Genomic DNA, 22,730 nt, shown 5'->3' with positions numbered 1-22,730 from the left:
GACGTTGCTCGGTGTCAAATAGCTCCTACGGACGGATCAAAGTTTACAACGAATCGATTATTTCCTGATCTCTGACTTGAATCAACTTGATCCTGACCAACTAGAGAAATTGTTCAATGAACGTGCGCCGTGATGACGGAACTGAGGAGGAGAGAGCATGCTGGCGTTCTTTATTTTGATCCGAAATTTTTTTCATGTCATTCGTATCTTATTCAAGCAAGAAGAACAGAAGGCATTGATGATCATGGTCGGGGCACTTTTTTTGATTGGAACGGTCTTCTATCACAATGTCGAACAGTTCAGTATTCTGGACGCCTTTTATTTCTCCGTCATGACGCTCGCAACGGTCGGATATGGGGATCTTGTCCCCCAAACAGCGTTCGGTAAATTGTTTTCGATCGTTTACGTCATGCTTGGCGTAGGTGTTCTCAGTGCCGTCATCGTAAACGTCAATATGGCATTAAAACAATATCACCGGGAGAAGAAAAAGAAAGAAGAGCAGAAATGAAATCAGATTTGACGCTTTTCTTGCAATGATCCGCGGAGCAATCGTTGAGTTCTATATAGAGGAACTTCTAACGAAACATTTTGGAAATCCTCTCTCATTATACGATAAATAAATTTATGACTTACTAAATTATTCGTTATTTGTCTTATAGATTGAATAAATCTATACTTTTTAAGAAGACCAAGCAAAAGGAGAAACCATATGATTGATTTTGAATGGTATCGCAGTTTCATTCATGTTTACCAACAGCGTTCCGTCTCGGCAGCGGCAAGAATTCGTTTTTTGACGCAACCGGCGGTAAGCCAGCATATCGCGGCACTAGAAGCAGAACTGGAGACATCCTTGTTCATCCGTGCGCCACGGCAAATGATTCCGACGGACGCGGGAACAGCCCTCTATACACAAGTCGTCGGATTGATTGATCGGCTTGAGGAGTTATCGCTTGAGATGAAGTACGAAGCAGGGGAGCAACCTCGTCCGGTCTTGAAGTTCGGGGGACCGACGGAATTCGTCACGCATGGGATCGTACCGAAGCTACCGCTCGACGTCGCACAGTTCACGGTAGTCTTTGATTTGACGGTTCCCTTGTTGCAACGCTTGCTTACGAATGAGCTCGACTTCATCATCGCAACGAAGCGGATCGATGAGCCGGGCGTCCAGTACGTCCCGATCGCTGACGAACGATTCCATTTGATCGCTCCGACTGGCTACGAAGTTCCAGAAGCGGATCTAAAGGAGTGGATGGACCGTCAGCGCTGGATCAGTTACGGACTCGAGCTGCCGATCATTCGTCGGTACTATCAGACGCAGTTCGGAGAACGACCTGGGATCCGTCCGGAAATGATTTTACCGAACGTTGATGCGATACTAAAAGCCATCGAAGCAGGACACGGGATTAGCGTTTTGCCCGATTATCTCGTCGAAGCAGCGGTTAGCGCTGGACGGGTAAAACGGATTGCACCGGAACGATTCGCGACGAATCAGTTATATGTCGCCTATCGAACGGACTCGCGCCACGATCCGGTTTTGCAACAGGTGATTAAGGCGTTAAGTTGAATTAAGTTAAAAAAGTCCAATCCACAAGCAAATGCTGAGAGGATTGGACTTTTTTTGTATGAATTACAGATTACTTTGATACGTCATCTAAGAACGTCAAGTTTCGATCAACGACGAGATTGGCACTGTCTGCTCGATAGGCTTGATAGTGCGGTGATGCGACATGCTGATCGAAAGCGTCTTGATCACGCCATTGTTCATAAAAGTAGAAGACGTTCGGATTGTCGATGGCGCGATGTGTCTGATACGTCAGGCACCCTTCTTCTGCACGCGAAGGTACGATCACACCTTCGATGATAGAAGCGAGCTGTTCGCCTTGATTCGGATGCGCTTCGATTCGGGCAATCAGTTGAATCATCGATAGAACCTCCTATGAAAAGAGATCCTTCATCCAAAGGATCCCTTGTTTTGATTAGTTGAGTGTATTGATGACGGCTTTCGCGACCGCAATCGTAGATTGTGGATTTTGACCCGTGACAAGGTTTCCGTCGACTTGGACGTTTTCCGTGAAGTTGTCAGCCGTGATGATATTCGCACCGAGTTCACGAAGACGTGTCTCGAGCAAGAATGGCATGTAGACGTCAAGACCTGTCGCGCGTTCTTCTTCATCCGTGAACGTTGCGATCGTCTTTCCAGCGACGAGTGGTGTTCCGTCTGAGAGTGTCGCACTGACGAGTCCAGCGGGTCCGTGGCAGACCGCAGCGACCGTCTTATTCGCTTCAAACAATGTCCGAAGAGCGTTGTTCAAGGCATCACTTTGTGGCAAGTCGAACATCGTACCGTGTCCACCTGGCATGAAGATTGCATCGAATGCTGAGAAATCCTGGATTGCTTTTAAATCAAGTGTCTCTTTCAAGAGTGGAGCTGTCGCTTGAATCTCAGCTGGGACTTCGTCTTCAAGGCTCCGAGCGTCGATTGGTGATTCGCCGCCGTTCGGGCTTGCGACCGTTACCGTATATCCTGCGTTCTTGAATTCGATGTACGCTTCCGCGAACTCAGACAACCAAAGTCCAGTTGCGTGACCTTCCTTCATTTCTTTTGCGTTCGTGACGACCATTAAGATGTGTTTACTCATGATATGTTCCTCCTTTTTCGTTTGCCGATTGGCTACGTGATTAGAATACGCCCGCATGAATCAAAAAACAAATTAATAAAAATGAGCTTATTGATAAATAAATTTATACATAAAATAACCAGATGATTAGCACCATCTGGTTGATCATGTTTCGGACGAGGGACGTAAAAGTGTCGTCCAATAATACATCCCCTGAAAGAGGATTAGAAGTAAGGTCAGGAGCATCACGAGTAGCAACAAGAGGGGAGGGAGAATGAAGAAACTTCCGATGAGTAGGCATGTCAGCAAGAGACGGAGTTGGAGGAAGCGTCTCGTCATTCGAACAGACACGGTATCTTTTTGGCCAGTCAATCCGATACCACCGGTCGTCCAAATGAACAGCAGAGTCGCGCTGAAAAAGAGCAGAACAGCATCTGGATCAGTTGCGACATAACCTGAAAAAGCGCTACGGACGAGCAATAAAGATATCACGATACCAAGGTTCCACATTCCCCACCAATAGATGTGCCAGGCGGTCGGATGATACAGGCGGTAGATGACTTGATCGTAGTAGATCCAAAAACAGCAGACGAGATAGAGGAAGAGTAAGAACGGGAACAATAAATCTTCTCCTGCTGCCAGCAAGTCGATCACGCCAAGGACACCTTCTCCAAGGACAAGCATCGTGAACAAGCCAAACCGCTCAGGCAAGTGATTGCGTGTCAACTCGGGAAGTTGTTCGTGAGCACGTAACGTCCACAGCGTCTGAAATAACTCAATGAGTAAAGCAAGCAGGACGAGCGGTAAAAATGCAACCCAATAACTGAATGTGACGAGGAGCATCGCGGTGCCATGTCCGAGCAATAAAATACGGAAGGTTCTTCTTTGTGCCTCTTCCGTCATTCGGACAGTACCCCACATGAATAAGAGCCAAAGACGTGAGAGGATAAAGCTTAGGACGAACCAGCCGACATGTCCTTCGACGACATGGTGAACAGAGTAAGCGAACAAGCCAATCGGCATCATCAAGGCGATCAAGAGAAGACGATGGCGGCTTGTATTTTCCTCATAGCGATCGGAATAGAACGTCGTACTCCGCCAGACGATCCAAGGTGCGATGAAAAATACCAAGAAGAGTAGAAGCGTCGACATGATGCCTTCGGATAGATGCGCTTCAACGAAATGAATCGCTTCGACGAGAGAAGCGATGAAAACGAGATCAAAGAACAGTTCAATCCACGACGCCTGTCGGTGCCCAGTCGTCGTATGAATCGTTGGTCGTGACCATTCGTGCATGTTCAGACCCCCTTATGCTTCAAGCAATTCGATGACACGCATTGCGACTTCCTGTCCCGATTCTTGCTGTTGCCCGGTGATGAGATGTCCATCGACGACTGAAAACGGTGTCCACGGGGAGGCGGAGACGAACACCGCACCAAGACGCTTCGCTTCCTCCTCGATGCGAAACGGCATGACACGCATGCCTGTTGCTTGATCAGCTAAGTCTTCTTCCGCGTTCGTAAAGCCGGTCATGCGTTTGTCTTTGACGAACGGGCGCGCGCCATCCTTTAGATAAAGTAATAGACTCGTACCGTGACATAGTGCCGCTGATGGTTTTCCTGCACCATAAAAGGCGAGAAAGGCTTCATGGAGTGAAGTGGCTTGTTCAAACGTAAACATCGGGGCTTGACCACCAGCGACGAGAATGGCATCAAATCCGGTGAGGTCCAGATCATCGATGCGCGGTGTCGTTGACAGGCGTGTCAAAAATTCAGGGTTATCCCGATACGACAGTGAGAGCTGATCATGAGCCGAGTAACCGCTTGGATCAGTAGGATCACTGAGTGCATCCCAGTCAACTTTACCGCCATCTGGACTTGCAATCGTTACGTGATACCCGTGTTTTTGAAACGTTTCCAGCGGATGGGTCAACTCTGATAACCAAAACCCGACCGGCCATTGTGTTGTCGATGAGACGGTTGGATTCGAGACGACGAGTAAGATCGTTTTCATGAAAAAATCCTCCTGTTCGTGGTGTGATGGATGACTTAATGTCATCGTATCAAACACGTTCAGAAGGACAAGTACGCACATTAAGGTGAGTGGGGTGCTTTATACTGCATTCCCCATTGTTGCAAGGCACGTAGAATCGGCTCGAGGTCACGTCCCTGATCCGTCAGACCGTATTCGACGTGCGGTGGGTTCTCATGATAGTCGTGACGGAAGATGAATCGTTCCTCTTCAAGCACCTTTAACGTATCCGATAAGACTTTATGGCTGATGCCGGGAACGAGACGTTTCAATTCACCATACCGACGATTTTTTAAGAACAGTTGCCATAAGACTAACACTTTCCACTTGCCCATCAAGACGGTCATGCTGAGCTGGACCGGACAGTCGAATTCACGTGTCTGGTAGAGAAAACGTGCCATGTGAGACCTCACTTTCGGATGGGAACTTGAAGTGTCTGTTCGATGAGAGATGCCGTCGCCTTTGCTAATGCTTCATCGGATAAGGTGCGGACGCCGGACAAAATGTACGGGGGTAAAAACGTCATCCCCGTCAAATTCGCCATCGCTTGAAACGGTGTCGTCAATTGATCAAACGTGAAGCGATTTAAACCCGACGGTTGGTAAGCTTCCGCTGGACCGCCCGTTGAAAAAGCGAGTAACAGTTCCTTCCCATGCAATCGTGTACCAGCTTGACCATAAGCCCAGCCGTAAGCAAGTACCTCGTCTTGCCATAGTTTCAGTAAAGCGGGGCTGCTATACCAAAAGAACGGAAACTGGAATACGATCCGGTCGTGTGCCATCAATAACTCCTGTTCCCGTTTTACATCAATCTTAAAATCGGGATAGGCGGCGTACAAATCATGAACCATCACGTTTTCTTGCTGTTGAAACGCGTGCATCCACGTTCGATTGATACGAGAGTTTGTTAGATCCGGATGGGCGACGATAACGAGTGTCTTCATTGTTGTTCCTCCTTGTAAATGCGTTCGATAGCTCGCTCTTGACGAAGCTCATGTAAGGCTTGCGCGATATGCTGTGGTGCAAAGTAGGTTCCTTCTTCGACGAAACCGGCGATCGTCAACGTTCCGACATGGATCGATTGTTCCTTCAACTCGTCATGCAAGCTATATGCTAGATTTCGGAGTGCCGCTTTACCGAGCGATAAAGAAGCGACGTCGGCAACAGGTGAGAGCGCAAGTCCACCACCTGTCAGCAGGATCGATGCGTCAGGTGATAAGTACGGGAGTGCTGCATTGACGCTGTTGAGTGCACCGATGACATTGACTTCGAAGTCCGCGCGTAAATTTTCTGCGCGTAACACTGTTGGACGACCTGGCGTGTTAGCTAGCGCATTATATAGCAGGACATCAATCGAGCCATGAATCCGTTTAATGACTTCAAATTGCGCCGCAAGCGAGACGGTAGTTCGTACATCCGCGACATGAGCGGTCGCATCGTATCCTTGATCTGTCAGGCGAGTGACGAGTGATTGAAGACGTTGTTCATCCCGCGCCATCAGTGCGATGCGATAGCCGTCCTGTGCGAAACGAAGTGCCGTATGATATCCGATTCCGGGACCGGCGCCAATGATTACTATGGTCTGTTGTGTAGTCATGAAAACACTCCTCAATAGTTGTATATACAAACGTTAGGGCAAAAAAACTCAAGCACGCTCAAGTTTTTCATTTGCATCCCGAAGTGATTTGCTCAGTTGCTTACTCTCGTCCTTGCCAAGAATCGCCGCATAATCAGCGAATAACTGCTTCAACGATTGACGAAACGAGCCGTAAACTTCTTCCCCCTCTGTCGTCAAGCGGACGTGAGATTGTTTCCCGCGTGACGTACGATGAATCCATCCGAGTGCTTCGAGTTTGTCTAAGAACCGTGTGCTCGTTGAGGGTGCGAGTGATAAGCGCTGACTCAATTCCTTTTGTGTGATGTCTGGATGGAAATGGACGACGAGCATCATGTAGTAATAAGAGGGTGCGAGCTCACCATCGATGGCTTGATCAGCCAATTTTGCGATATTACGGGCAAAGCGGCTCGATGTGAAATAGAGACAGTAGGTCAATAAGTCTTCCTCTTCCTGAATCAATGACATGAATCATGCTCCTTCCATAACGTTTGTATATACAACTTAAAACGATAAAAGCAGGATGTCAAGAGAGACATCCTGCTCAGGTAGTCGATTCACTTTAAGACAGGTTGGAACGTCGTACTCCGCGTAGCGACGATGACACTAGCAAGACTTGCGACCGTTCCAAGGACAGCGACGATGATCGTCGAGGATCCGTTCGGAATCAAGAAGCCGACGGGAATCAGTCCGACGAAACTGAAGACGATCAAGGATTGATAGACGACATTGATGATCTTCAGGACAGGATGTTCGAAAAATGATAGGACGAGCGGTGGTACGAATAAGAAGACAATTAGTCCAATCGCGATGTAAACTGATAATGGCTCTTCAAACGAAATGGTGTTTCCAGTTGAGTGGCGTGCAGCGACAAGGATGGCGACGATCGCGACGCATAAGGTCACACAAACGAACGTTAACCGTTTTAACATATGAACCCCTCCTTTTTACTCTGATTCCATAATAAACCATTTTTCAAATGGGAGATAATCTTTTTCCGGACGTCCAGTAGTGACGAATCGCTTCGATGATGACGTCAGGGCGATCCCAGTGTAATAGATGTCCTGTCTCCGGAACGAAATGGACCGTCGCTTGTGTCATCTCATGTAATCGGTTCGTTGCCTGCTGACGGATCGATGCTTGATCTGTCGGTAACATTGCGACGTACAACTGAATGTCCGCTGGTGGAACGTCCGGGAGGAAATCAAGAACATCCTCGTGGTGAAGCGCGCGTACGATCGCAGCAGCCGTCTCTCCTCGCGCATGCCAGTGGAATCGTCCTTCCTCCATCCGAAGGAGATCGGCACCAGCTAAATCGAGGGAGTGCGAGCGACGTGCATCCGGAGCATAGACAGCAACGTCTAAAAATTCGTCCCATGTTGAAACGGAATCCTCGAAATCTTGTTCATAAAAGACGACTTCTTCCTCTACGGAAAGACCGTAAAGCCGTTTACTATGATAGCCGCCGTCAATCAGAATCGTGCCGAGCACACGATCCGCATGTTCAATCAAATAATACAGTGACAGAACACTTCCCCATGAGTGCGACAAGGCATAGAACCGCTTGACATCAAGGATGTGTAAGACTTCGTCGATCCAGTCCGTAAAGGGTTTCATGCGATAGTGTAGAGTATCTAAGAAAGCTGGTGTTTTGCCGTGACCGGGTAAATCAATCGCAATCAGACGGAATTCATCAGCGAGCGCTTCGGCGATTTCGATGAAGCTGAGACTCGTACTGCCGAGTCCATGAAAGCAGACAATCGTCGGAAGCTGTTCGGTTCCCCATTCCGTAATGTGGACGGATTGTTGCTGACAGGTGATCGTATAACGTTTCATTTGCCGTCTCCTTTTTTCTTTTACTGTACCATGAGGAGAATGTTGGGAATTGAAAAATAAGGAAACTTTCTTTAAGGAGTAGCGTAGAGTAAGATAACACGTCATTTACATAGAGGAGAATTCACATGGAAACCATCTTCACGATGCTCTTAACAGCCGTTACCTTATATGGACTCGGTGTCCTTGTCACGAAAGTAAAACAACGCTTGCGTTAATCAAAAATATGTCCAAAGGAGTCCGTCATGTTTCCAATCGTAAAACAAGAATTCACGAGCAGCTTCAAAAGCATCAAAGCGATTCTATTGATTCTTTTTCTGACGATCACGTCCGTCTTCACAGCATCGTATTTGACGAGGCATCCGGAACTGCTTGCTGGCGTTAATCAACCGTCTGCCTATACTTCAAGCATTAAGTTCTTCATCCTGTTCTTCGGTTTTCTGTTCGTGGCTGCGTTATCACACGACATCATCAATCGTGAAATCGAGACACGGACGATTCGTTTACTGGTCACGAAGACGTCGCGTCTGCGAATCGTTTTGGAGAAGTTTCTCGGATCATTGTTATTCTGGTGCGCGACGCTTACGATCAATTTCCTGATTGTCTCGCTCTACGCGCAGCAATGGTTCTGGATCGATTATCTGACGGTTCTGATCGTCATCCTATACATCACCAGTTTCAACATCTTTTTATCTACGATGATTGCGAAGCCTGGTTTGACGATGTTTCTCGGTATATTTCTCGGGATTGTCGTCCCGATCATCGGTCTCTGGTCAGCGTTCTCGGAAAAATGGTACCTGGTACCGTTTCAATACATCTTGCCGTACCACGCTGTCATCATGTCTGGGACGTTATTACTGTTACCTGTTTTATGGAGTGGGTTGTTTTTGACAGTCTCCTATCTCACGTTAAAGCGAAAGGATTTGTAATATGAGTGCGATTGAAGTAAATGGGTTGAAGAAATCGTTCGGTGCGAAGGAAGTCTTACGAGAAGTGAATTTGACGGTCGAACGAGGAGAAATCTTTGGTTTTTTAGGTCGTAATGGTGCTGGGAAATCGACGTTCATTCAGATTATGACCGGAATCACACAAGCGACAGGCGGAACCGTCGCACTTCTCGGTGAATCCGCTGATCGTCTGGATGCCATCAAACAACGGATCGGGGTCATGCCGGATACATCAAATCTGTATCATGATATGACGGCACGTGCGTTTCTTAACTATATGGCAGGATTATCAGGAGTTCGCATCACGAAGCAAGAAGTTAGAAGATTGCTTGAACAAGTCGGATTAAGCGGGACGGAGCGACAAAAAATCGGGAGCTTCTCGTTCGGGATGAAGAAAAAGATCAGTATCGCACAAGCGCTCACCGGAAATCCGGAATTACTCTTTTTAGATGAACCGACGTCCGGTCTTGATCCAGAATCGGCGATCGAGATCCAGCGATTGTTACTTGCATTAAAAGCGGACGGAAAAACGATTTTCTTAACCTCGCATAACTTGAATGAGATCGAAAAGATGTGTGACCGCGTCGCCATCATGACGGAGGGAAGAATCGTCCGCTGTGGAACCGTTGCGTCCTTACAAGAAGCAATGAGGCAGGAGATTCAAATCCGTATTCGGACTGTTCCGCGATTAGCTCCATCGCATCTGCCAGCATACGCTCGGCTTTTGTCGCAAGCTGATGATTGTACACGGCTTGATTTATCGACGGAAGAGGATATTCCAGAGTTACTCGTCATGCTTGCGGAACAAGACGTCAAAGTCTACGAGGTGCAGATCGAACGTCAATCGTTAGAAGAGATTTTCTTAGCGGTCTGACCGACTAGCCTCTGATTCCGTCTCCGGAACATCTTCGAGTAAAAGACGACCCCCGTCATTCCACTGACCGTACATCTGATTCCGTTTCGTTTTTTCAATCAACGTCTGCAGACGTTTTTCATAGAGAACGGGATCCTTGCGTACACTTTGAATCGTATCGATCCGGATGCGTCGATAGAGCTCCGGGAAGTCATTAAACTGTTCATAGACGACCGGGTCTTCTTGTAGGCGCGCTTGGATCGTGTCATCAATGACGAACGCATCAGCACGCATGTCTGGTAGAACCTGTCGTCCGGACGGTTGCATCAAGCCGAGGCGCTCTAAGCGACGGACTCGTTCCTTGTTCAGTTCGGTCCAGTTGCTGTTTTTTCGACGCGGGGTGAATCGTTGCGCCAGTTCGCCGTCTTCGGTCTTCTTTGCAATTCCATCAATCCAGCCGAAGCAAAGTGCCTCTTCGACGGCATCGAGATAAAGTAAACCGTCCCCGATTTGTTTTCGACTGAGAATCACCCAACAGAAGGTCGCGCGATTCGCGTGTTTCGTCAGCCACTGTCGAAAGCCATCGCGATCGGTAAAGCGTAAGACATTCGTGATTTCCACGTTCGTTCCTCCATTTCAGATAGCAGTGCCCCCTCCACGTCACGCGAGGGGGCACTTTTCGTATTCATCGCAACGGGTCATGATGAAAGACACAATTCCGACCACTCTTCTTCGCTTGATAGAGGGCAGCGTCTGCCTGCTGGATCGTCTGCAGAAAATTATGGGTCTCAGACGGTTGATGAGTTTGGCGAGACACCCCAATCGATAACGTCACTTGCAACGGTTCCGTCGCTGATAACTCATACGTCCGTTTGGCACTGGCTTCACAGATTTGTTCCGCGAGTCGACGCGTCTCCGGCAACGAATGCTCCGGCAACAGCATCATGAACTCTTCACCGCCGAATCGTCCGAGCACACAAGTTGGGGGACAATACGATGCTAGCAAAGAGCTGATTTGCCGTAAAATATGATCGCCGCGGTCATGACCGTAAGTATCATTGACCTGTTTGAAATGATCGACATCGATGATCATGATTGAAAAGTCCGTCTGTTGTGATTTGTAACGTAGGACGGTCTCTTCTAAACGACGTCGATTATCAAGCCCTGTCAACGTATCCGTCAAGGCAAGACGCCGATGCATCCGGACTTGAGTGAAGTGCCAGCGGACTTGATGCAAGATGCTGTGCAAGAGGAGACCGGCGCAACCATTCCCGACGAGAAAGATCGTCATCGCTGTCACGTCATTCGGTTGAACATGTTGAACGTATGGTAAACAGAGAATGAGTGCAATGCCGAAAATGATTGGGAACGAGATGAATCGATCCGGTGCTTCATTTTGTAAGTACAAGACAACGATGCTGACAATCAGATACGTACCGATCAGCCAATAGGCATGAGCGGAATCAAAAACGAACGTTTGAAGGGAAGCGAAGACGAGGGTCGTGATGAAGCCGCTACTAATACCTCCATAAATGAAGGCGATGACAATCAAGGTAATCGATAAGTCGAATTGAAATCCCTCATAGGTGATGGCATTATGGATGACCCAGTAGCCGGCACCTGTCGCAAGAATTAGTACTAACAGATTTTTCTTCAGCCAGCTGTCGAACGTGTTTCGAAACTGAAATCGTTTAAAAAAGAACAGGGAGATGAGCACGAAGAAAAAGGTCAGAGCGACGTTGAGGATAAGATGGTTCAGTGTATTCCACATGTTCGTGTTCCTCTCAAATGAGTTCTGAAAAATAACTACAAAAAATGCTTCATTCAGTGAATATTTATTCTTTATAGCCAATCATACCCTAAAGATGTATGAGAATATCTTGATTTCCGTATCTTTTAAAAAAGATCAAATTTCTTTTTCAAAATCAATAATACTCTGAGATTTTCTCACGTGAAGACTCGACGAGATAATCAAGTGAGACGAAATTACGAATGAATGCATACGAGCCAATTTCCTCGATGGATACGCCTAATCTCTCTGCCTGGTGGCTGCGGTCGTCTTCTTGCGATTGCAGCATCTCGAAGTCTGCTGCTTGCATCCGCTCTCCGTCGAATTCGAGCGTAACGACATCTCCATCCTGCCAATCATTTTTTAATTGATGAAAGTGCGTTTGATACGCTGCGCTTGGAGGATCGACTTCAAAGGCGATCCAGCCTGTTGGTGCATCGATTTGGAATGTCGGTGACAATCCACCGCGTGTCACGATTGATTTCATATGATGCCGATGTGTCATATGGCGTAATAGCATGGTCAGACCACTCCTTTTTTTATCTATTATTACGCGACAGCGTCAGAATATCGAGAAAAATTTTCAAAAGAGATGGAAGACTCTTGGATTTTTCTGGTATACTACGTTTTCGGAAAGCGTTTGCACAAAAGGGGGAGAATACATGCAACCATATGCCGTCAAAGCAACAGGACTGACGAAACACTATCAAATCCTACAACGGGAACCGGGACTACGTGGAGCGATCAAAGCGTTATTTCACCGGACGTACCGGACGAAAGAGGCGGTCAAAGCGATTGATTTGACGATCGCGCCAGGAGAACGGGTCGGCTATATCGGTTTCAACGGTGCCGGGAAATCAACGACGATCAAGATGCTCGCTGGTGTCTTGCGTCCGGACGCGGGGAACGTCCGGGTGTTCGGACTTGATCCACACGCCGACCGCGTCAAGAACGCGTCACAAATCGGAGCCGTCTTCGGTCAGCGGACGCAACTGTTCTGGGACATTCCGGTCCAAGAATCGTTTGAGCTGTTGAAGGAAATCTATCAAGTACCGACGTCCGAGTTTGCCGAGACACTCGCGTGGTTTCGTGAGAAGCTTGATCTGGCACCGCTTCTAGACGTACCGGTCCGACAACTGTCGCTCGGACAAAAGATGCGCTGTGAACTAGCCGCAGCCTTCCTGCATCGACCAAAAGTCGTCTATCTCGACGAACCGACGATCGGGCTTGATATCGAGATCAAGGAGACGATCCGTCACTTCATCCGCGAGATGAGTGATCGCTGGGGAACGACCGTCATCTTGACGACGCACGACATGCAGGACATCGAGGAAGTCTGTGACCGGGTGATCGTCCTCGACGACGGTAAAATCATCTATGACGATACGATCGATCAGTTGAAGGCATCGTTCAGTCACGAGCGGACACTTCGAATCACGCTCGAAGAAGCGGTGCCGTTCGCTTTACCGACGGCGTTGATCAATCGTGTGATCATGTTTGAGACGGATGAACAAACGTACGAGCTCGCTTTCGACGACCGAGAACTGTCGAGCGGTCAAGTCATCAAGGAAATCGTTTCGCAGTACGCCGTTCGGGACGTCTCCGTGTCCGTCCCGAAGATGGAGACGTTAATCCGTAAGCTCTACCAAGCGGGGATCAGCGCATGAGAATCCGTAAATATACCGCATTGATGCGGTCCCAAATCAAGGTTGATCTCGCCTACACGGCCTGGTACTGGGCAAGCATGTTCAGCGTGACGATGCGCTTGTTCATCCTCTATTTCTTCTGGCAAGCCGTCTATGCCAATAAGACCGATGTCTCCGGTATCTCACTGTCGACGATGCTGACGTATGCGGTGCTTGCGACGATGATCGATCAGTTCCGCGGGGGTGCCGGACGCGATCTCGCCCGGATGATCAAACAAGGGGCAATCGCAGTTGAGTTACTCCGTCCGTATCACTTGCTTGATAAACTACTCGCTCAAGATATCGGCTCAAAAGTCTCGGTCTTGTTCCGCTCGATTCTGCCACTCGTCCTCGTCTCAATCTTGTTCATCGGCGTGGATCGACCACAGTCGTGGTTGGCTGGCATCGCCTTCGTTGGTAGTGTCCTTTGTGCCGTGTTGCTCGCGACATTGATTGACTTGCTCGTCGGCATCTTCGCGTTCTATACCGTCAACATTTGGGGACTATCCGTCTTACAGGACGCCGTCATCACGATCATGTCCGGTGCGATCGTTCCGTTGACGCTGTTCCCGGACTGGTTTCAGACGATTAGTCTATACTTACCATTCGCTTCACTCGTCTACGTCCCGGTTGCGATCTATACGGGAGAGATCGGCGCAAGCGGCATCCTGCAAGCGTTACTGATTCAAATCGGCTGGTTGATTGGATTCTTTGTCATCTTGCGAATCACGTTCGCGCTCGCGATCCGGAAAGTGACGGTGTTCGGTGGATGAAACGATACATAAAACTCTACTGGCTATATGCCAAAAGTCATTTTAAGGTCATGATGGAATACCGAATTGACTTCCTGATCGGTGTCTTGTCGGTCTTCGGTCAACAGTTCGCCTCACTCTTTTTCCTGTCGGTCGTCTTTCAGCATATCGAGACGTTAAACGGCTGGGACTTTTACGAGATTCTATTCATTTACGGGATCGCTTTTTTAGGACGAGCCTTACACCATATCTTCTTTGATAACTTGTGGACGATCGGCTGGCAGTACATCCGGACCGGGAATCTGGATCGGTTGTTGATGCGACCAGTCAATCCGTTGTTTCAAATCATCGCGGAGCGTGTCCAGCAAGACGGGTTCGGTCAACTGTTGATTGGTGGTGGGGTGCTCTATGTTGCTTCCGATCACCTCGACATGATCTGGAGCTTCGGTGATGTCTTGATGCTGATCGTACTTGTTCTTTCGAGCGGAATGCTCTATATCGCGATCAATCTGTTTTTTGCGACGTTCTCGTTTTGGATGGTCGACAGTTTACCGATCGTCTCAGCAGTTTTCAGTTTGAGTGATTTCGCTCGTTACCCGATGACGATCTACTCGAAGGTCTTGATGTTCGTCTTGACTTACATCATCCCGTTCGGCTTCACTGCCTTTTATCCGGCGATGTATTTCTTTGACGGAAGAGGCTATGGCGTAATGGCGATTGCGACACCACTCGTCGCGATCATCGCCTGTTTGATTGCTTATCGGTTCTGGTTGTTTGGACTGAAGGCATTCGCGAGTACGGGATCATGAAAGAAGGAGAAACTTGAAGTGTTGCGACGCTTCAAGGTTCTTTTTGTTTCTAATCAATTTAGATATGGATTTCTTTATGTAAAATATGAAACTTTTGTTATTAAATGACAGTATGAAATATTGAGACATGAATCTGAGGGAGGGGTTATATTGAAAAAAGGATGGCTCGTATTACTCTGTTTGATATTGCTTACCTTATCGGGGTGTACCGTTTGGGAAAGGGCAGAAAACTTCTTTTCACAAAACGACGAAACGATTAAAAATAAGACAATCAAGATTGGTCAAGATGATCAGGTCAAGATCGTTCCGCTCTATACGCAATACAATCAGTACTTAGAAGAAGCGATGCAGACAGGGAACTCAGACGACAACACGAACAGTTACCTAAAACATGTCTTAGGTTACATCGATGAAATTGGTGAGCAACAGAATCTTGATCTAACATATATGAAAAGTTACTTTATGCTACAAGCAACTGAGTATAAAGAACAATTACTAAGTCGGACGAAAGAGCTGATGAAACAAGATACAGAGATCAAAACAATCATTGAAAAAAGTTACACTGCTTCACATCGGGCATTACCAAAGCAAACGAATACGATATTCATCGTGCCTGTTAACACGGAATTCATGGAGCGTATGGATGTCATGGGAGGGGTCGCAGGATTGGCAACTAGAGATTGCTTCATGCTATTCCTTACCGCCGACTACGATCAGAAAATGTTAGATTATGCGGTAGCCCATGAATATCATCATACTGCTTTGTATGATCGGATGAAGCTAGATACATCCTTAGAAGATGAAGCTAGTCCACTGATCCATTCACTCCTTCTTGAAGGAAAAGCGGATCAGTTCGCGAAACACGTGGTTAAAGGAGTGACACCAGCTTGGGTCGAGCCATTAGAAGAAGAGACGAAACAGCGTGTTTTACGTTTAATGAAAAATGGTGAGTTAACGCAAGATGATATCATGGACGGAAATAAGGATAAGGATGTACCTTTGTGGAGTATGTACCGATTAGGTAAAGATATCATGGACGCATATCTTGAAAAACATCCTTCAGAATCGATAGCAGATTGGACGACTAAAGACGCGGAAACGATTATAAAGGATTACAAGTATAAAAATGATCTACTTTGATTCAAAAAATAGACCCGTCAGCATCAAGAAGCTGATTGGTCTATTTTTGTACTTTTGAAATTTTTCGAAATTAAGTCGAACGCTTTTGAACGATGGATGAACAGAAATAAAACGGCGAACGTGTTTTTTAAGAAATATCAGTTCGGGCGAGTGAACGGATTGTTGTTGACATAGCAGGGGAGACAGGATGAATCTGTTCGATGTAATCGAGGATCACTAGTGCAGCCGTTTTATTATGCGAATAGCCTGGCATCATCTCTGAGAATCGGTTGACCATTTCTGGGAAACGTTGCTCAATCCGACGTTCCGGAGCAAACGGATCAACAGATGTCGCTTCCTCTTTTTCAAATGAGGACAGAACGTGTAACAATTGACCAACGGCAAATTGTTGAATCAAACGGAAAGCTGATAAGGTTTCACCACGTGCTTCGCGACAGAGCCCGACATATAGGTTCGTCAGTGCTTCATGGATGGCGTAATCGACGGATGGATGTTCGCTCGAACTGTTACGTGGTTGTGGGACTAAGCGTTCAAACGCGTCGAAGGAAGGATCGCACCACACGATACGACCAGCGGAAAATGCAATTTCAGAAAGTTCATCTAGTTCGAAGATCGCGAATTCGGCGTAGATACCGTCGTCAAACATGACTTTATGTCCATCCTGCGTATTTTGAAATTGAAAGTGTAAAGGGTATGTGTTTTCTAACCAGTCGAGTTGCTCGATGAATCGAGCCTTTTTACCGGGCTTTGCGATGACGAAAAAGTCTAAGTCCGAATAGTCATCGAGTCGTTCAAGTTCTTGACCGACTGAACCTAGTCCGAGCAGGACAAGCGCATCATCTGTTTGTGCAATCGTTTGCCCGATTGCGTCTAATCGTTCCAATAATACGTCTCTATGTGTCATCTCTGTTACTCCCTTGTTTTAGTGTCTCTATGTAAAAAACGCGGACGCCTCGATAGAAAAGAGTCCGCGGTTATCGGAAGTACGATCAAAAATGATCGCTTTGCATCTTATGGAGCAATTGGTCGAACGTCTCGTGGTCCTTTGATGTAAAGGCACGGAAATAACGATCATCAATCTCTTCGATCTCGGGAGCTGACGTTTGAATCAGCGCTGCACCATCTTCCGTCAAGAGAATCCGTTTTTCCCGGTTGATTCGTTTTCGGATGACGAGGTGTTCCGCGAGTAACTTCTTTACCGTTTGCGAAATGGCACCGCTTGAGAGTTCGAGCGTGCGTTCAAGTGATTTTTGTGTCGCACTCTCTTGATGATACAAGGTCATCAATAAATCGAATTGGGATTTTGAGAGTCCTTTTGGTTTCAATACATCGTTGACTTCTTTCGAATAACGAGAATGGATCCGCTGAATGGCGTTCCAATGTTGCATTGAAGATTCGAATGTGAAGGTCATGATTTTTCCTCCTCTTCTGTCATGCAGGGTTGAGCTTATCGAAGAAACGGATTAATTCTTCCTGTTGTCGAGCCGTCAAAGCGGCGAATTGTTCCTGTTGAAAACGTTCATAGGCAGGCAACACTTCTTGCAGAATGGCTGTTCCTTTTTCCGTCAAGAGCAAATAGTTCGTCTTCCATTTGCGCTTACGGGTGATAAGTTGCCGATCGAATAAGCGTTTGATTCCGTGTGAAATCGTGCCATCGGTCACTTGGATCCGTTCCGCGATTTCCTTCTGGCTCGTGCATGAGGTTGTCTGTAGGCAACGCAATACTTCAAGATTCGTATGGGAGAGATCCCATTGTTTCAAGAACGCATTGACGTGCTTGATTTGTTGGTTGTGATACGTCGAAATCGTCTGCCAGCATGTCATGGGGTATGTCTCTGTCATTATTGTCATGAGGAACCTCTTAAATGTAGAATGTACTGCTGATGAATTACTTTTACCATACCATATTAAAAATATGTAGTGCTACTAGTTTGAACGCAAACCCATCACTTCCCATCATTACCTAGGAACTGTACAAAAAAAGACCTGAACGTGTCAGGTCGGTTCAGGAAGGAATCCCATTCGAAAGCGTGAGATAGGAATCCGTTAACTGGAATCCATATTTCGTAAAACATTGATCTGAGACGCGTCCTTGTAAGGTGATTGTCGCATAATCGCCACGAATCGCGTAATGAGTGTACTTTTTTTCGATGTCATGAATCAACGACTCAAGTAACAGACCACGCTCGCCGAGTCCTTCTTCCCGAACGTTGATCTCAAGTAAACAGAATGTACCGTATTCGGTGAGGGATGTGCGCTTCGTTCGTTCATGAAGCACGGTTAAGAACGAACGTTTTGAAATAAGGGATCGACTATGGGGTGGTTCTAGAATCGTGACGTAATAACTGAGAGCTGGTGGACGTAAATTACGCGTGACTTCGACGACTTGCCGCTGATTGTTGTACGCGAGACCAACGAATTGTTCCTGCGGATGATGCGGCACGGTCAGTCCTTCTTGCTCACAAACGGTTTGCCACTCGGCTTCTGGAATCCAGACAGCCTCTTCGGTTTTCGCTAAAGCTTTAAAGAACTTCACGTTAAACGGATGACCTCCTATAGGGTATGTAAAATGACTATTCCTATCATGCCTGATGGCCAGACAAAAAACGAGTTACAATCTGACGACAAATGCTCTTCCTTTGCTATAAGTATACCGTGAAATTTCATTTTAAAACAGACTACACCTGAATGAATTGACTGTCTATACTGAATGTATCCAGTCAGGAGGCGAGCATATGAAACCAGTCGAAGGTCCGTTTTTCCATGGCACGAAAGCCACGTTGCAAATCGGTGACAAATTGAAACCAGGGCATGCATCGAATTTTCGTGAACGACCGCTCCAGCACGTCTATTTCACGGCAACACTTGATGCAGCGAAGTGGGGCGCGGAGCTCGCACAATCTGACGCTCCGGAACGTATCTACCTCGTTGAGCCACTCGGAGCGTATGAGGATGATCCGAACTTGACGAACCAGCGTATCCAAGGCAATCCGACCCGGTCGTATCGTTCGACGGAACCCGTGAAGATCATCGCTGAACTCGGAACGTGGGAACGACATACCGATGAAGAGATTGAGACGATGAAAGCATCCCTGCAGCGGTTACGCGCAGAAGGGAAGGATACAATCATCGACTAAACGAACGGGGGAGAAGACTTGCCTGTATATGATTTTAAATCGATCCAACCGACGAACGTGAACGTCATTGATCAATTATTAGTTAATCACTTACATGCCATCCGCCTGAATCAAGACGACGAGCGATGGATCACGATCCTCGAAGATCCATTCGTTCCACCCATTGAAACGATTGTTGGAGTCTATTGTGTCTACCGAAAATCAATTCTTGATCTGTTGCAAGGTAGGATTGCCTCCATCGAATCGTATGACTTTCAGAATGCATCTGCGAACGACAAACTCATGACAGTAGAAGGCGTCGATGGAGTGCTTGATATGGCGACATTCGTCGTCATCGCATCAGAAGACGATACCTATATGTCTCACTACTTCATCGGCAGTGAGGCAGAGAAACTTAATTCGATCTTAAATGTATGCTTTGGTCATCCGAATTTGATTGACGATCAATCGACGGAACGTTCCATCAAACGCTTCGAGCAGGATGTTTTGATCGCTGAAAAGATGGGGTTCATGAAATTGCTTCGAAATGAATAGAGAAACGAATTGAATGTAAGATAAGCACTACCACGGATTCTTTTTGACAAAATGTACTGCAAGGTGAATATAGAATGGTACAATATGTAAAAAGGGGGTCGTTTATATGTCTCGCTTCAAACATGAAAAGAAACAATCACTCGATCATCTCCGCGATGGTGTCGATCAAGGTCTCGGTAGTGCCGTACCCCGTGGGCAAAACGACGGAATGCGTGGTCTAGAGATGCTCGCGGTGCTTGTCGTCCTCGGTGGAGGATATCTACTGTATCAATGGTTCATGTAATGTAAAACATCATCCTGTATAGGACGATGCGTTTCATTATGTATTCATGTATTATTGAAGTTCTTTCTTGATTTTTCGAAGTGAGATACGAGATAAGACCCATTCAACCAACTGCATTGCTAGGAAAGCACAACAAAACTTAACAGGGATCTCCATCCATCCCATTAGATCATGTGGCATACCATCATGAACCGTCGTGATAATCGATAAGAATAAGCTGATCAACAAATGTTCTAACGTGTGTTTTCTCATTTTCTTCTCAAAGGATGTCTCATCATAAATATCTTGATCGTATACTCCAGCGAACGCCATTCGAATGATGCCATACACAAGATATGCTCCTATTATGAAAAAGCTAAACCCCCACTCAGCCAGCGGACGATCTAACACCATCCCGCGTACGATGATATCGAGTATCGCTATGCAGAAGACGAAGATTCCTGCTTCAAAAAACACTCTTGTCCCCTGTTGTTGAACCCGTTCATCCGTTTCTTTTTTAATACCAAAGAATTCTAACCACTTACTCATGCTGTTCCTCCCAAAATAATGTATTTAAATCCGTTTCTAAGGCGTGTGCGATATCTAAACAAAGTCGAAGACTCGGATTGAACTTATTCGCTTCAATCAAGGCGATCGTTTGTCGTGTGACGTGTACTTTCTCTGCTAGTTGACCTTGTGTTAAGCCTTGCTGCATGCGAAGTTGTTTCATCGGACTCAACGATGTAGACATATCTATCCACTCCTTTACAAATATTCCCTCAGTTAGTATGTCATATATAGATGACATATGCAATGTATATATGACAAAAAAACATCGCCCTTATGAGGACGATGCTTCTTTTTGTTCGATTTCACTGACGATATCATCTAGAGTGACGTGAGCGAGTACCTTTTCAAGCGCGGATTGTGCGAGCTCAAAGATTGGTGTGACCGTCGATTGGATGTTTCGTCCGACTGGGCAGTCTGGATTCGGTGCAGCATGGACGCCGAACAGTTCCTTATCCGGAACGACAGCAACGGCGTGATAGACGTCAAGCAGCGTAATGCGAGACAACGGGCGGGCGAGTCGCGCACCGGCGACACCCGGACGGACCTCGATCAAATCAGCTTTTTTCAACATGCTCATGATTTTACGGATGACGACCGGATTCGTATTGACACTGCCAGCAATCAAGTCGGATGTCATCTTCTCGTCGGTTGCGATCAACGAGAGAATATGGATGCCGACGGAAAAACGAGTACTGATGGCCAACGGATGACCCTCCTTCTTAATAACATTGTTCTCTCATTATACGCTGTATCGTTCATTTGGCAAGAAACGGGGAATAGGAACAACACAGTTGACAAACAAAGTATTTGTAACTATATTGGTTACATGTAATCAAATTAGTTACATATCAAAAGGAGGAATCATCATGAACATCGGAATCATCGGCGCAACAGGAAAAGCAGGGCAGTTGATTGTACAAGAAGCAATCAAACGTGGACATGACGTCACGGCAATCGTCCGTAACGCCGCAAAAGTGACGGCAAACGTCACGATTCTCGAGCGTGATGTGCTTGCGCTGACGAAAGACGATCTGAACGGATTTGACGCCATCGTCAATGCGTTCAATGCAGCACCGGGTGAGGAAACGAAACATATCGAAGTCGGGCGTCATTTAATCAACGTGTTAGCAGGAAGTAAGACACGACTATTCGTTGTCGGTGGTGCGGGAAGCCTATTCGTCGATGCCGAGCATACAGTACGCGTCATGGAAACACCGGATTTCCCGGAAGCGTATTATCCGACAGCCTCGAACATGGGGAAAAACTTGATTGAACTGCAAGGGCAAAACGACGTGACGTGGACGTATCTCAGCCCCGCTGGATTCTTTGATCCGAGCGGTCAACGCACAGGAACGTATACAGTCGGCGGCGAGCAGATGATTCTAAACGCAAAAGGGGAAAGCTACATCAGTTACGCGGATTACGCCATCGCTGTAGTCGATGAGCTAGAAAACGCGCAACATCTCAACGAGCGATTCTCGGTCGTTGGCGAACAAGGGTGATGGTGTCAGACCGACTCACGTAGTCGGTCTTTTTTAATGGGCGGAGCGAGAGATACAGCGGAGGACGGATGGCATAGTAGCATAGTTTGTTTAATATGAGGATAGAAATGACTAAAGGAGTATAAATCATGATGCGACGAATGTTTAGTATCATCAGTCTGTTAGCTGTCTTGATCGTCTGTACGACATCGACGCAACCGTCTCGGTTCGAACGTTCGAAACCGGTCGCGACGATCGAGGATCATTACGAGGGACAAATCAATTGGCCGAGTGAAAGTGATCCGTTGCTGGAGCTTCACGCCAAACCGTGATCTACATAGTGCCGATCAAAGCCCGTCTCCTTGAAGAAGACGGGCTTTTTGGTGACGTTAGATGACAGTCATTGCGCTCAAGAAGACGAAGAAGAAGGTGATGCCGCTCGTCAAAATCAAAAAAGGGAGGACAATCAGTAATTCGAGGTGCGGACGAACGCCATGATAGAACAGAAAGAACAGTGTTAAACAGGCGGTCGTGATCGTCAACGCAAGTGAAACGATCAATTGGTGAAGGGGTTCGATGAATGGAATGAGAGACGAACCTGTGACCGTATCGAAGGCGAAACCGAAGGACAAGAAAATGAGTAAGTACAAAATTGATTTTTGACGAAACATGCGG

The 22,730-nt window shown here is 46.9% G+C and carries 34 protein-coding genes; 13 read left to right on the top strand and 21 right to left on the bottom strand.

All coding sequences use genetic code 11. From position 1 onward, the window contains the following. Positions 1 to 157: 157 nt before the first annotated feature. Together NOM72_RS07525 and NOM72_RS07520 are read left to right on the top strand one after the other, a co-directional pair. Positions 158 to 508 (top strand): potassium channel family protein, encoded by a 351-nt coding sequence (locus NOM72_RS07525; protein WP_023468138.1) that lies wholly within the window; start codon positions 158 to 160, stop codon positions 506 to 508. A 201-nt stretch (positions 509 to 709) separates the two neighbouring features. Next, positions 710 to 1,564, top strand: a complete 855-nt coding sequence (locus tag NOM72_RS07520) for a LysR family transcriptional regulator (RefSeq protein WP_255998519.1) — start codon at positions 710 to 712, stop codon at positions 1,562 to 1,564. Between the two features lie 70 nt (positions 1,565 to 1,634). Here NOM72_RS07520 and NOM72_RS07515 read toward each other — a convergent pair whose 3' ends face one another. The 10 genes from NOM72_RS07515 to NOM72_RS07470 all read right to left on the bottom strand — a co-directional run bounded on the left by NOM72_RS07515 (position 1,635) and on the right by NOM72_RS07470 (position 8,099). Then, a complete protein-coding gene (locus NOM72_RS07515; protein WP_035397629.1) occupies positions 1,635 to 1,922 on the bottom strand; it encodes a putative quinol monooxygenase in 288 nt (95 codons plus the stop codon). A gap of 54 nt (positions 1,923 to 1,976) precedes the next feature. Beyond that, on the bottom strand, positions 1,977 to 2,639 hold the full coding sequence (locus NOM72_RS07510) for a type 1 glutamine amidotransferase domain-containing protein (RefSeq protein WP_023468141.1): 663 nt from the start codon (positions 2,637 to 2,639) through the stop codon (positions 1,977 to 1,979). Positions 2,640 to 2,783: 144 nt separating this feature from the next. After that, positions 2,784 to 3,914, bottom strand: a complete 1,131-nt coding sequence (locus tag NOM72_RS07505; protein ID WP_255998516.1) for a low temperature requirement protein A — start codon at positions 3,912 to 3,914, stop codon at positions 2,784 to 2,786. A gap of 12 nt (positions 3,915 to 3,926) precedes the next feature. Beyond that, positions 3,927 to 4,631, bottom strand: coding sequence for a type 1 glutamine amidotransferase domain-containing protein (locus NOM72_RS07500; protein ID WP_081637395.1), 705 nt, complete (start codon positions 4,629 to 4,631; stop codon positions 3,927 to 3,929). Positions 4,632 to 4,711: 80 nt separating this feature from the next. Next, the gene (locus NOM72_RS07495; protein WP_023468144.1) at positions 4,712 to 5,050 is read right to left on the bottom strand and encodes a winged helix-turn-helix transcriptional regulator; all 339 of its coding nucleotides are present in this window, start codon (positions 5,048 to 5,050) and stop codon (positions 4,712 to 4,714) included. An 8-nt stretch (positions 5,051 to 5,058) separates the two neighbouring features. Then, positions 5,059 to 5,592 carry an NAD(P)H-dependent oxidoreductase gene (locus tag NOM72_RS07490; protein WP_255998513.1) on the bottom strand — a complete coding sequence of 178 codons (534 nt, stop codon included), beginning with the start codon at positions 5,590 to 5,592 and terminating at the stop codon, positions 5,059 to 5,061. Then, complete coding sequence (locus NOM72_RS07485) at positions 5,589 to 6,245, bottom strand: SDR family NAD(P)-dependent oxidoreductase (RefSeq protein WP_255998511.1); 657 nt, start codon at positions 6,243 to 6,245, stop codon at positions 5,589 to 5,591. The genes NOM72_RS07490 and NOM72_RS07485 overlap by 4 nt, the downstream gene beginning before the upstream one ends. 48 nt (positions 6,246 to 6,293) lie before the next feature. Next, entirely contained in the window at positions 6,294 to 6,731 is a 438-nt protein-coding gene (locus tag NOM72_RS07480) for a MarR family winged helix-turn-helix transcriptional regulator (protein ID WP_023468147.1), read from the bottom strand. 89 nt (positions 6,732 to 6,820) lie between these two features. Next, positions 6,821 to 7,195: a hypothetical protein gene (locus NOM72_RS07475; protein ID WP_055967799.1), complete on the bottom strand. Its 375-nt coding sequence runs from the start codon at positions 7,193 to 7,195 to the stop codon at positions 6,821 to 6,823. 43 nt (positions 7,196 to 7,238) lie between these two features. After that, positions 7,239 to 8,099: an alpha/beta fold hydrolase gene (locus NOM72_RS07470; RefSeq protein ID WP_255998507.1), complete on the bottom strand. Its 861-nt coding sequence runs from the start codon at positions 8,097 to 8,099 to the stop codon at positions 7,239 to 7,241. Between the two features lie 242 nt (positions 8,100 to 8,341). Between NOM72_RS07470 and NOM72_RS07465 the strand changes: the two genes are divergently transcribed. Together NOM72_RS07465 and NOM72_RS07460 are read left to right on the top strand one after the other, a co-directional pair. Continuing rightward, on the top strand, positions 8,342 to 9,025 hold the full coding sequence (locus NOM72_RS07465; protein ID WP_023468151.1) for an ABC transporter permease: 684 nt from the start codon (positions 8,342 to 8,344) through the stop codon (positions 9,023 to 9,025). 1 nt (position 9,026) lies between these two features. Continuing rightward, a complete protein-coding gene (locus tag NOM72_RS07460) occupies positions 9,027 to 9,917 on the top strand; it encodes an ABC transporter ATP-binding protein (RefSeq protein ID WP_035397616.1) in 891 nt (296 codons plus the stop codon). Here NOM72_RS07460 and NOM72_RS07455 read toward each other — a convergent pair. From NOM72_RS07455 to NOM72_RS07445, 3 genes are all read right to left on the bottom strand, one after another. Further along, positions 9,906 to 10,517 (bottom strand): YdeI/OmpD-associated family protein, encoded by a 612-nt coding sequence (locus NOM72_RS07455; protein WP_055967813.1) that lies wholly within the window; start codon positions 10,515 to 10,517, stop codon positions 9,906 to 9,908. The genes NOM72_RS07460 and NOM72_RS07455 overlap by 12 nt on opposite strands. 64 nt (positions 10,518 to 10,581) lie before the next feature. Next, positions 10,582 to 11,667 (bottom strand): GGDEF domain-containing protein, encoded by a 1,086-nt coding sequence (locus NOM72_RS07450; RefSeq protein ID WP_214860334.1) that lies wholly within the window; start codon positions 11,665 to 11,667, stop codon positions 10,582 to 10,584. 154 nt (positions 11,668 to 11,821) lie between these two features. After that, entirely contained in the window at positions 11,822 to 12,205 is a 384-nt protein-coding gene (locus NOM72_RS07445) for a hypothetical protein (protein ID WP_255998501.1), read from the bottom strand. Between the two features lie 142 nt (positions 12,206 to 12,347). Here NOM72_RS07445 and NOM72_RS07440 point away from each other — a divergent pair, with 142 nt between their 5' ends. From NOM72_RS07440 to NOM72_RS07425, 4 genes are all read left to right on the top strand, one after another. Further along, positions 12,348 to 13,352, top strand: coding sequence for an ABC transporter ATP-binding protein (locus NOM72_RS07440; protein ID WP_255998499.1), 1,005 nt, complete (start codon positions 12,348 to 12,350; stop codon positions 13,350 to 13,352). Next, a complete protein-coding gene (locus NOM72_RS07435) occupies positions 13,349 to 14,143 on the top strand; it encodes an ABC transporter permease (RefSeq protein ID WP_023468157.1) in 795 nt (264 codons plus the stop codon). The genes NOM72_RS07440 and NOM72_RS07435 overlap by 4 nt, the downstream gene beginning before the upstream one ends. After that, positions 14,140 to 14,931, top strand: a complete 792-nt coding sequence (locus tag NOM72_RS07430) for an ABC transporter permease (protein WP_023468158.1) — start codon at positions 14,140 to 14,142, stop codon at positions 14,929 to 14,931. The genes NOM72_RS07435 and NOM72_RS07430 overlap by 4 nt, the downstream gene beginning before the upstream one ends. A gap of 150 nt (positions 14,932 to 15,081) precedes the next feature. Beyond that, positions 15,082 to 16,071 carry a DUF2268 domain-containing putative Zn-dependent protease gene (locus tag NOM72_RS07425; RefSeq protein WP_174316257.1) on the top strand — a complete coding sequence of 330 codons (990 nt, stop codon included), beginning with the start codon at positions 15,082 to 15,084 and terminating at the stop codon, positions 16,069 to 16,071. 127 nt (positions 16,072 to 16,198) lie between these two features. Here the strand turns inward: NOM72_RS07425 and NOM72_RS07420 are convergent, their stop codons facing one another. From NOM72_RS07420 to NOM72_RS07405, 4 genes are all read right to left on the bottom strand, one after another. Then, entirely contained in the window at positions 16,199 to 16,975 is a 777-nt protein-coding gene (locus NOM72_RS07420; protein ID WP_255998496.1) for a hypothetical protein, read from the bottom strand. A gap of 85 nt (positions 16,976 to 17,060) precedes the next feature. Further along, complete coding sequence (locus tag NOM72_RS07415; RefSeq protein WP_023468160.1) at positions 17,061 to 17,483, bottom strand: MarR family winged helix-turn-helix transcriptional regulator; 423 nt, start codon at positions 17,481 to 17,483, stop codon at positions 17,061 to 17,063. A 19-nt stretch (positions 17,484 to 17,502) separates the two neighbouring features. Continuing rightward, positions 17,503 to 17,922 (bottom strand): MarR family winged helix-turn-helix transcriptional regulator, encoded by a 420-nt coding sequence (locus NOM72_RS07410; protein ID WP_023468161.1) that lies wholly within the window; start codon positions 17,920 to 17,922, stop codon positions 17,503 to 17,505. 154 nt (positions 17,923 to 18,076) lie between these two features. After that, on the bottom strand, positions 18,077 to 18,607 hold the full coding sequence (locus NOM72_RS07405; RefSeq protein WP_023468162.1) for a hypothetical protein: 531 nt from the start codon (positions 18,605 to 18,607) through the stop codon (positions 18,077 to 18,079). Between the two features lie 199 nt (positions 18,608 to 18,806). On the opposite strand from NOM72_RS07405, the gene arr reads away from it, so the two are divergent. The 3 genes from arr (at position 18,807) to NOM72_RS07390 (ending at position 20,025) form a co-directional block, all read left to right on the top strand. After that, positions 18,807 to 19,208, top strand: coding sequence for an NAD(+)--rifampin ADP-ribosyltransferase (gene arr, locus NOM72_RS07400; RefSeq protein ID WP_023468163.1), 402 nt, complete (start codon positions 18,807 to 18,809; stop codon positions 19,206 to 19,208). Positions 19,209 to 19,226: 18 nt separating this feature from the next. Next, on the top strand, positions 19,227 to 19,742 hold the full coding sequence (locus NOM72_RS07395) for a hypothetical protein (protein WP_023468164.1): 516 nt from the start codon (positions 19,227 to 19,229) through the stop codon (positions 19,740 to 19,742). 106 nt (positions 19,743 to 19,848) lie between these two features. Then, positions 19,849 to 20,025, top strand: a complete 177-nt coding sequence (locus tag NOM72_RS07390; RefSeq protein WP_023468165.1) for a hypothetical protein — start codon at positions 19,849 to 19,851, stop codon at positions 20,023 to 20,025. A 51-nt stretch (positions 20,026 to 20,076) separates the two neighbouring features. On the opposite strand, the gene NOM72_RS07385 is transcribed toward NOM72_RS07390, so the two are convergent. The 3 genes from NOM72_RS07385 to NOM72_RS07375 all read right to left on the bottom strand — a co-directional run bounded on the left by NOM72_RS07385 (position 20,077) and on the right by NOM72_RS07375 (position 21,277). Beyond that, positions 20,077 to 20,553: a DUF6773 family protein gene (locus NOM72_RS07385; RefSeq protein ID WP_058265848.1), complete on the bottom strand. Its 477-nt coding sequence runs from the start codon at positions 20,551 to 20,553 to the stop codon at positions 20,077 to 20,079. After that, on the bottom strand, positions 20,546 to 20,755 hold the full coding sequence (locus NOM72_RS07380; RefSeq protein WP_023468167.1) for a helix-turn-helix transcriptional regulator: 210 nt from the start codon (positions 20,753 to 20,755) through the stop codon (positions 20,546 to 20,548). Before NOM72_RS07380 ends, NOM72_RS07385 begins: the two co-directional genes overlap by 8 nt. 90 nt (positions 20,756 to 20,845) lie before the next feature. Further along, positions 20,846 to 21,277, bottom strand: a complete 432-nt coding sequence (locus NOM72_RS07375) for an Rrf2 family transcriptional regulator (RefSeq protein WP_023468168.1) — start codon at positions 21,275 to 21,277, stop codon at positions 20,846 to 20,848. Between the two features lie 163 nt (positions 21,278 to 21,440). Between NOM72_RS07375 and NOM72_RS07370 the strand changes: the two genes are divergently transcribed. Next, complete coding sequence (locus tag NOM72_RS07370; protein ID WP_255998491.1) at positions 21,441 to 22,076, top strand: NAD(P)-dependent oxidoreductase; 636 nt, start codon at positions 21,441 to 21,443, stop codon at positions 22,074 to 22,076. Positions 22,077 to 22,204: 128 nt separating this feature from the next. After that, a complete protein-coding gene (locus NOM72_RS07365; protein WP_255998489.1) occupies positions 22,205 to 22,387 on the top strand; it encodes a hypothetical protein in 183 nt (60 codons plus the stop codon). Between the two features lie 57 nt (positions 22,388 to 22,444). Here the strand turns inward: NOM72_RS07365 and NOM72_RS07360 are convergent, their stop codons facing one another. Then, positions 22,445 to 22,726 carry a hypothetical protein gene (locus NOM72_RS07360; protein WP_255998487.1) on the bottom strand — a complete coding sequence of 94 codons (282 nt, stop codon included), beginning with the start codon at positions 22,724 to 22,726 and terminating at the stop codon, positions 22,445 to 22,447. Positions 22,727 to 22,730 lie beyond the last annotated feature (4 nt).

It is taken from the genome of Exiguobacterium sp. LL15 (assembly GCF_024436095.1).
In the GTDB taxonomy this organism is placed as follows: Bacteria; Bacillota; Bacilli; order Exiguobacteriales; family Exiguobacteriaceae; genus Exiguobacterium_A; species Exiguobacterium_A indicum.
This window is presented reverse-complemented; position numbering and strand designations above follow the sequence as displayed.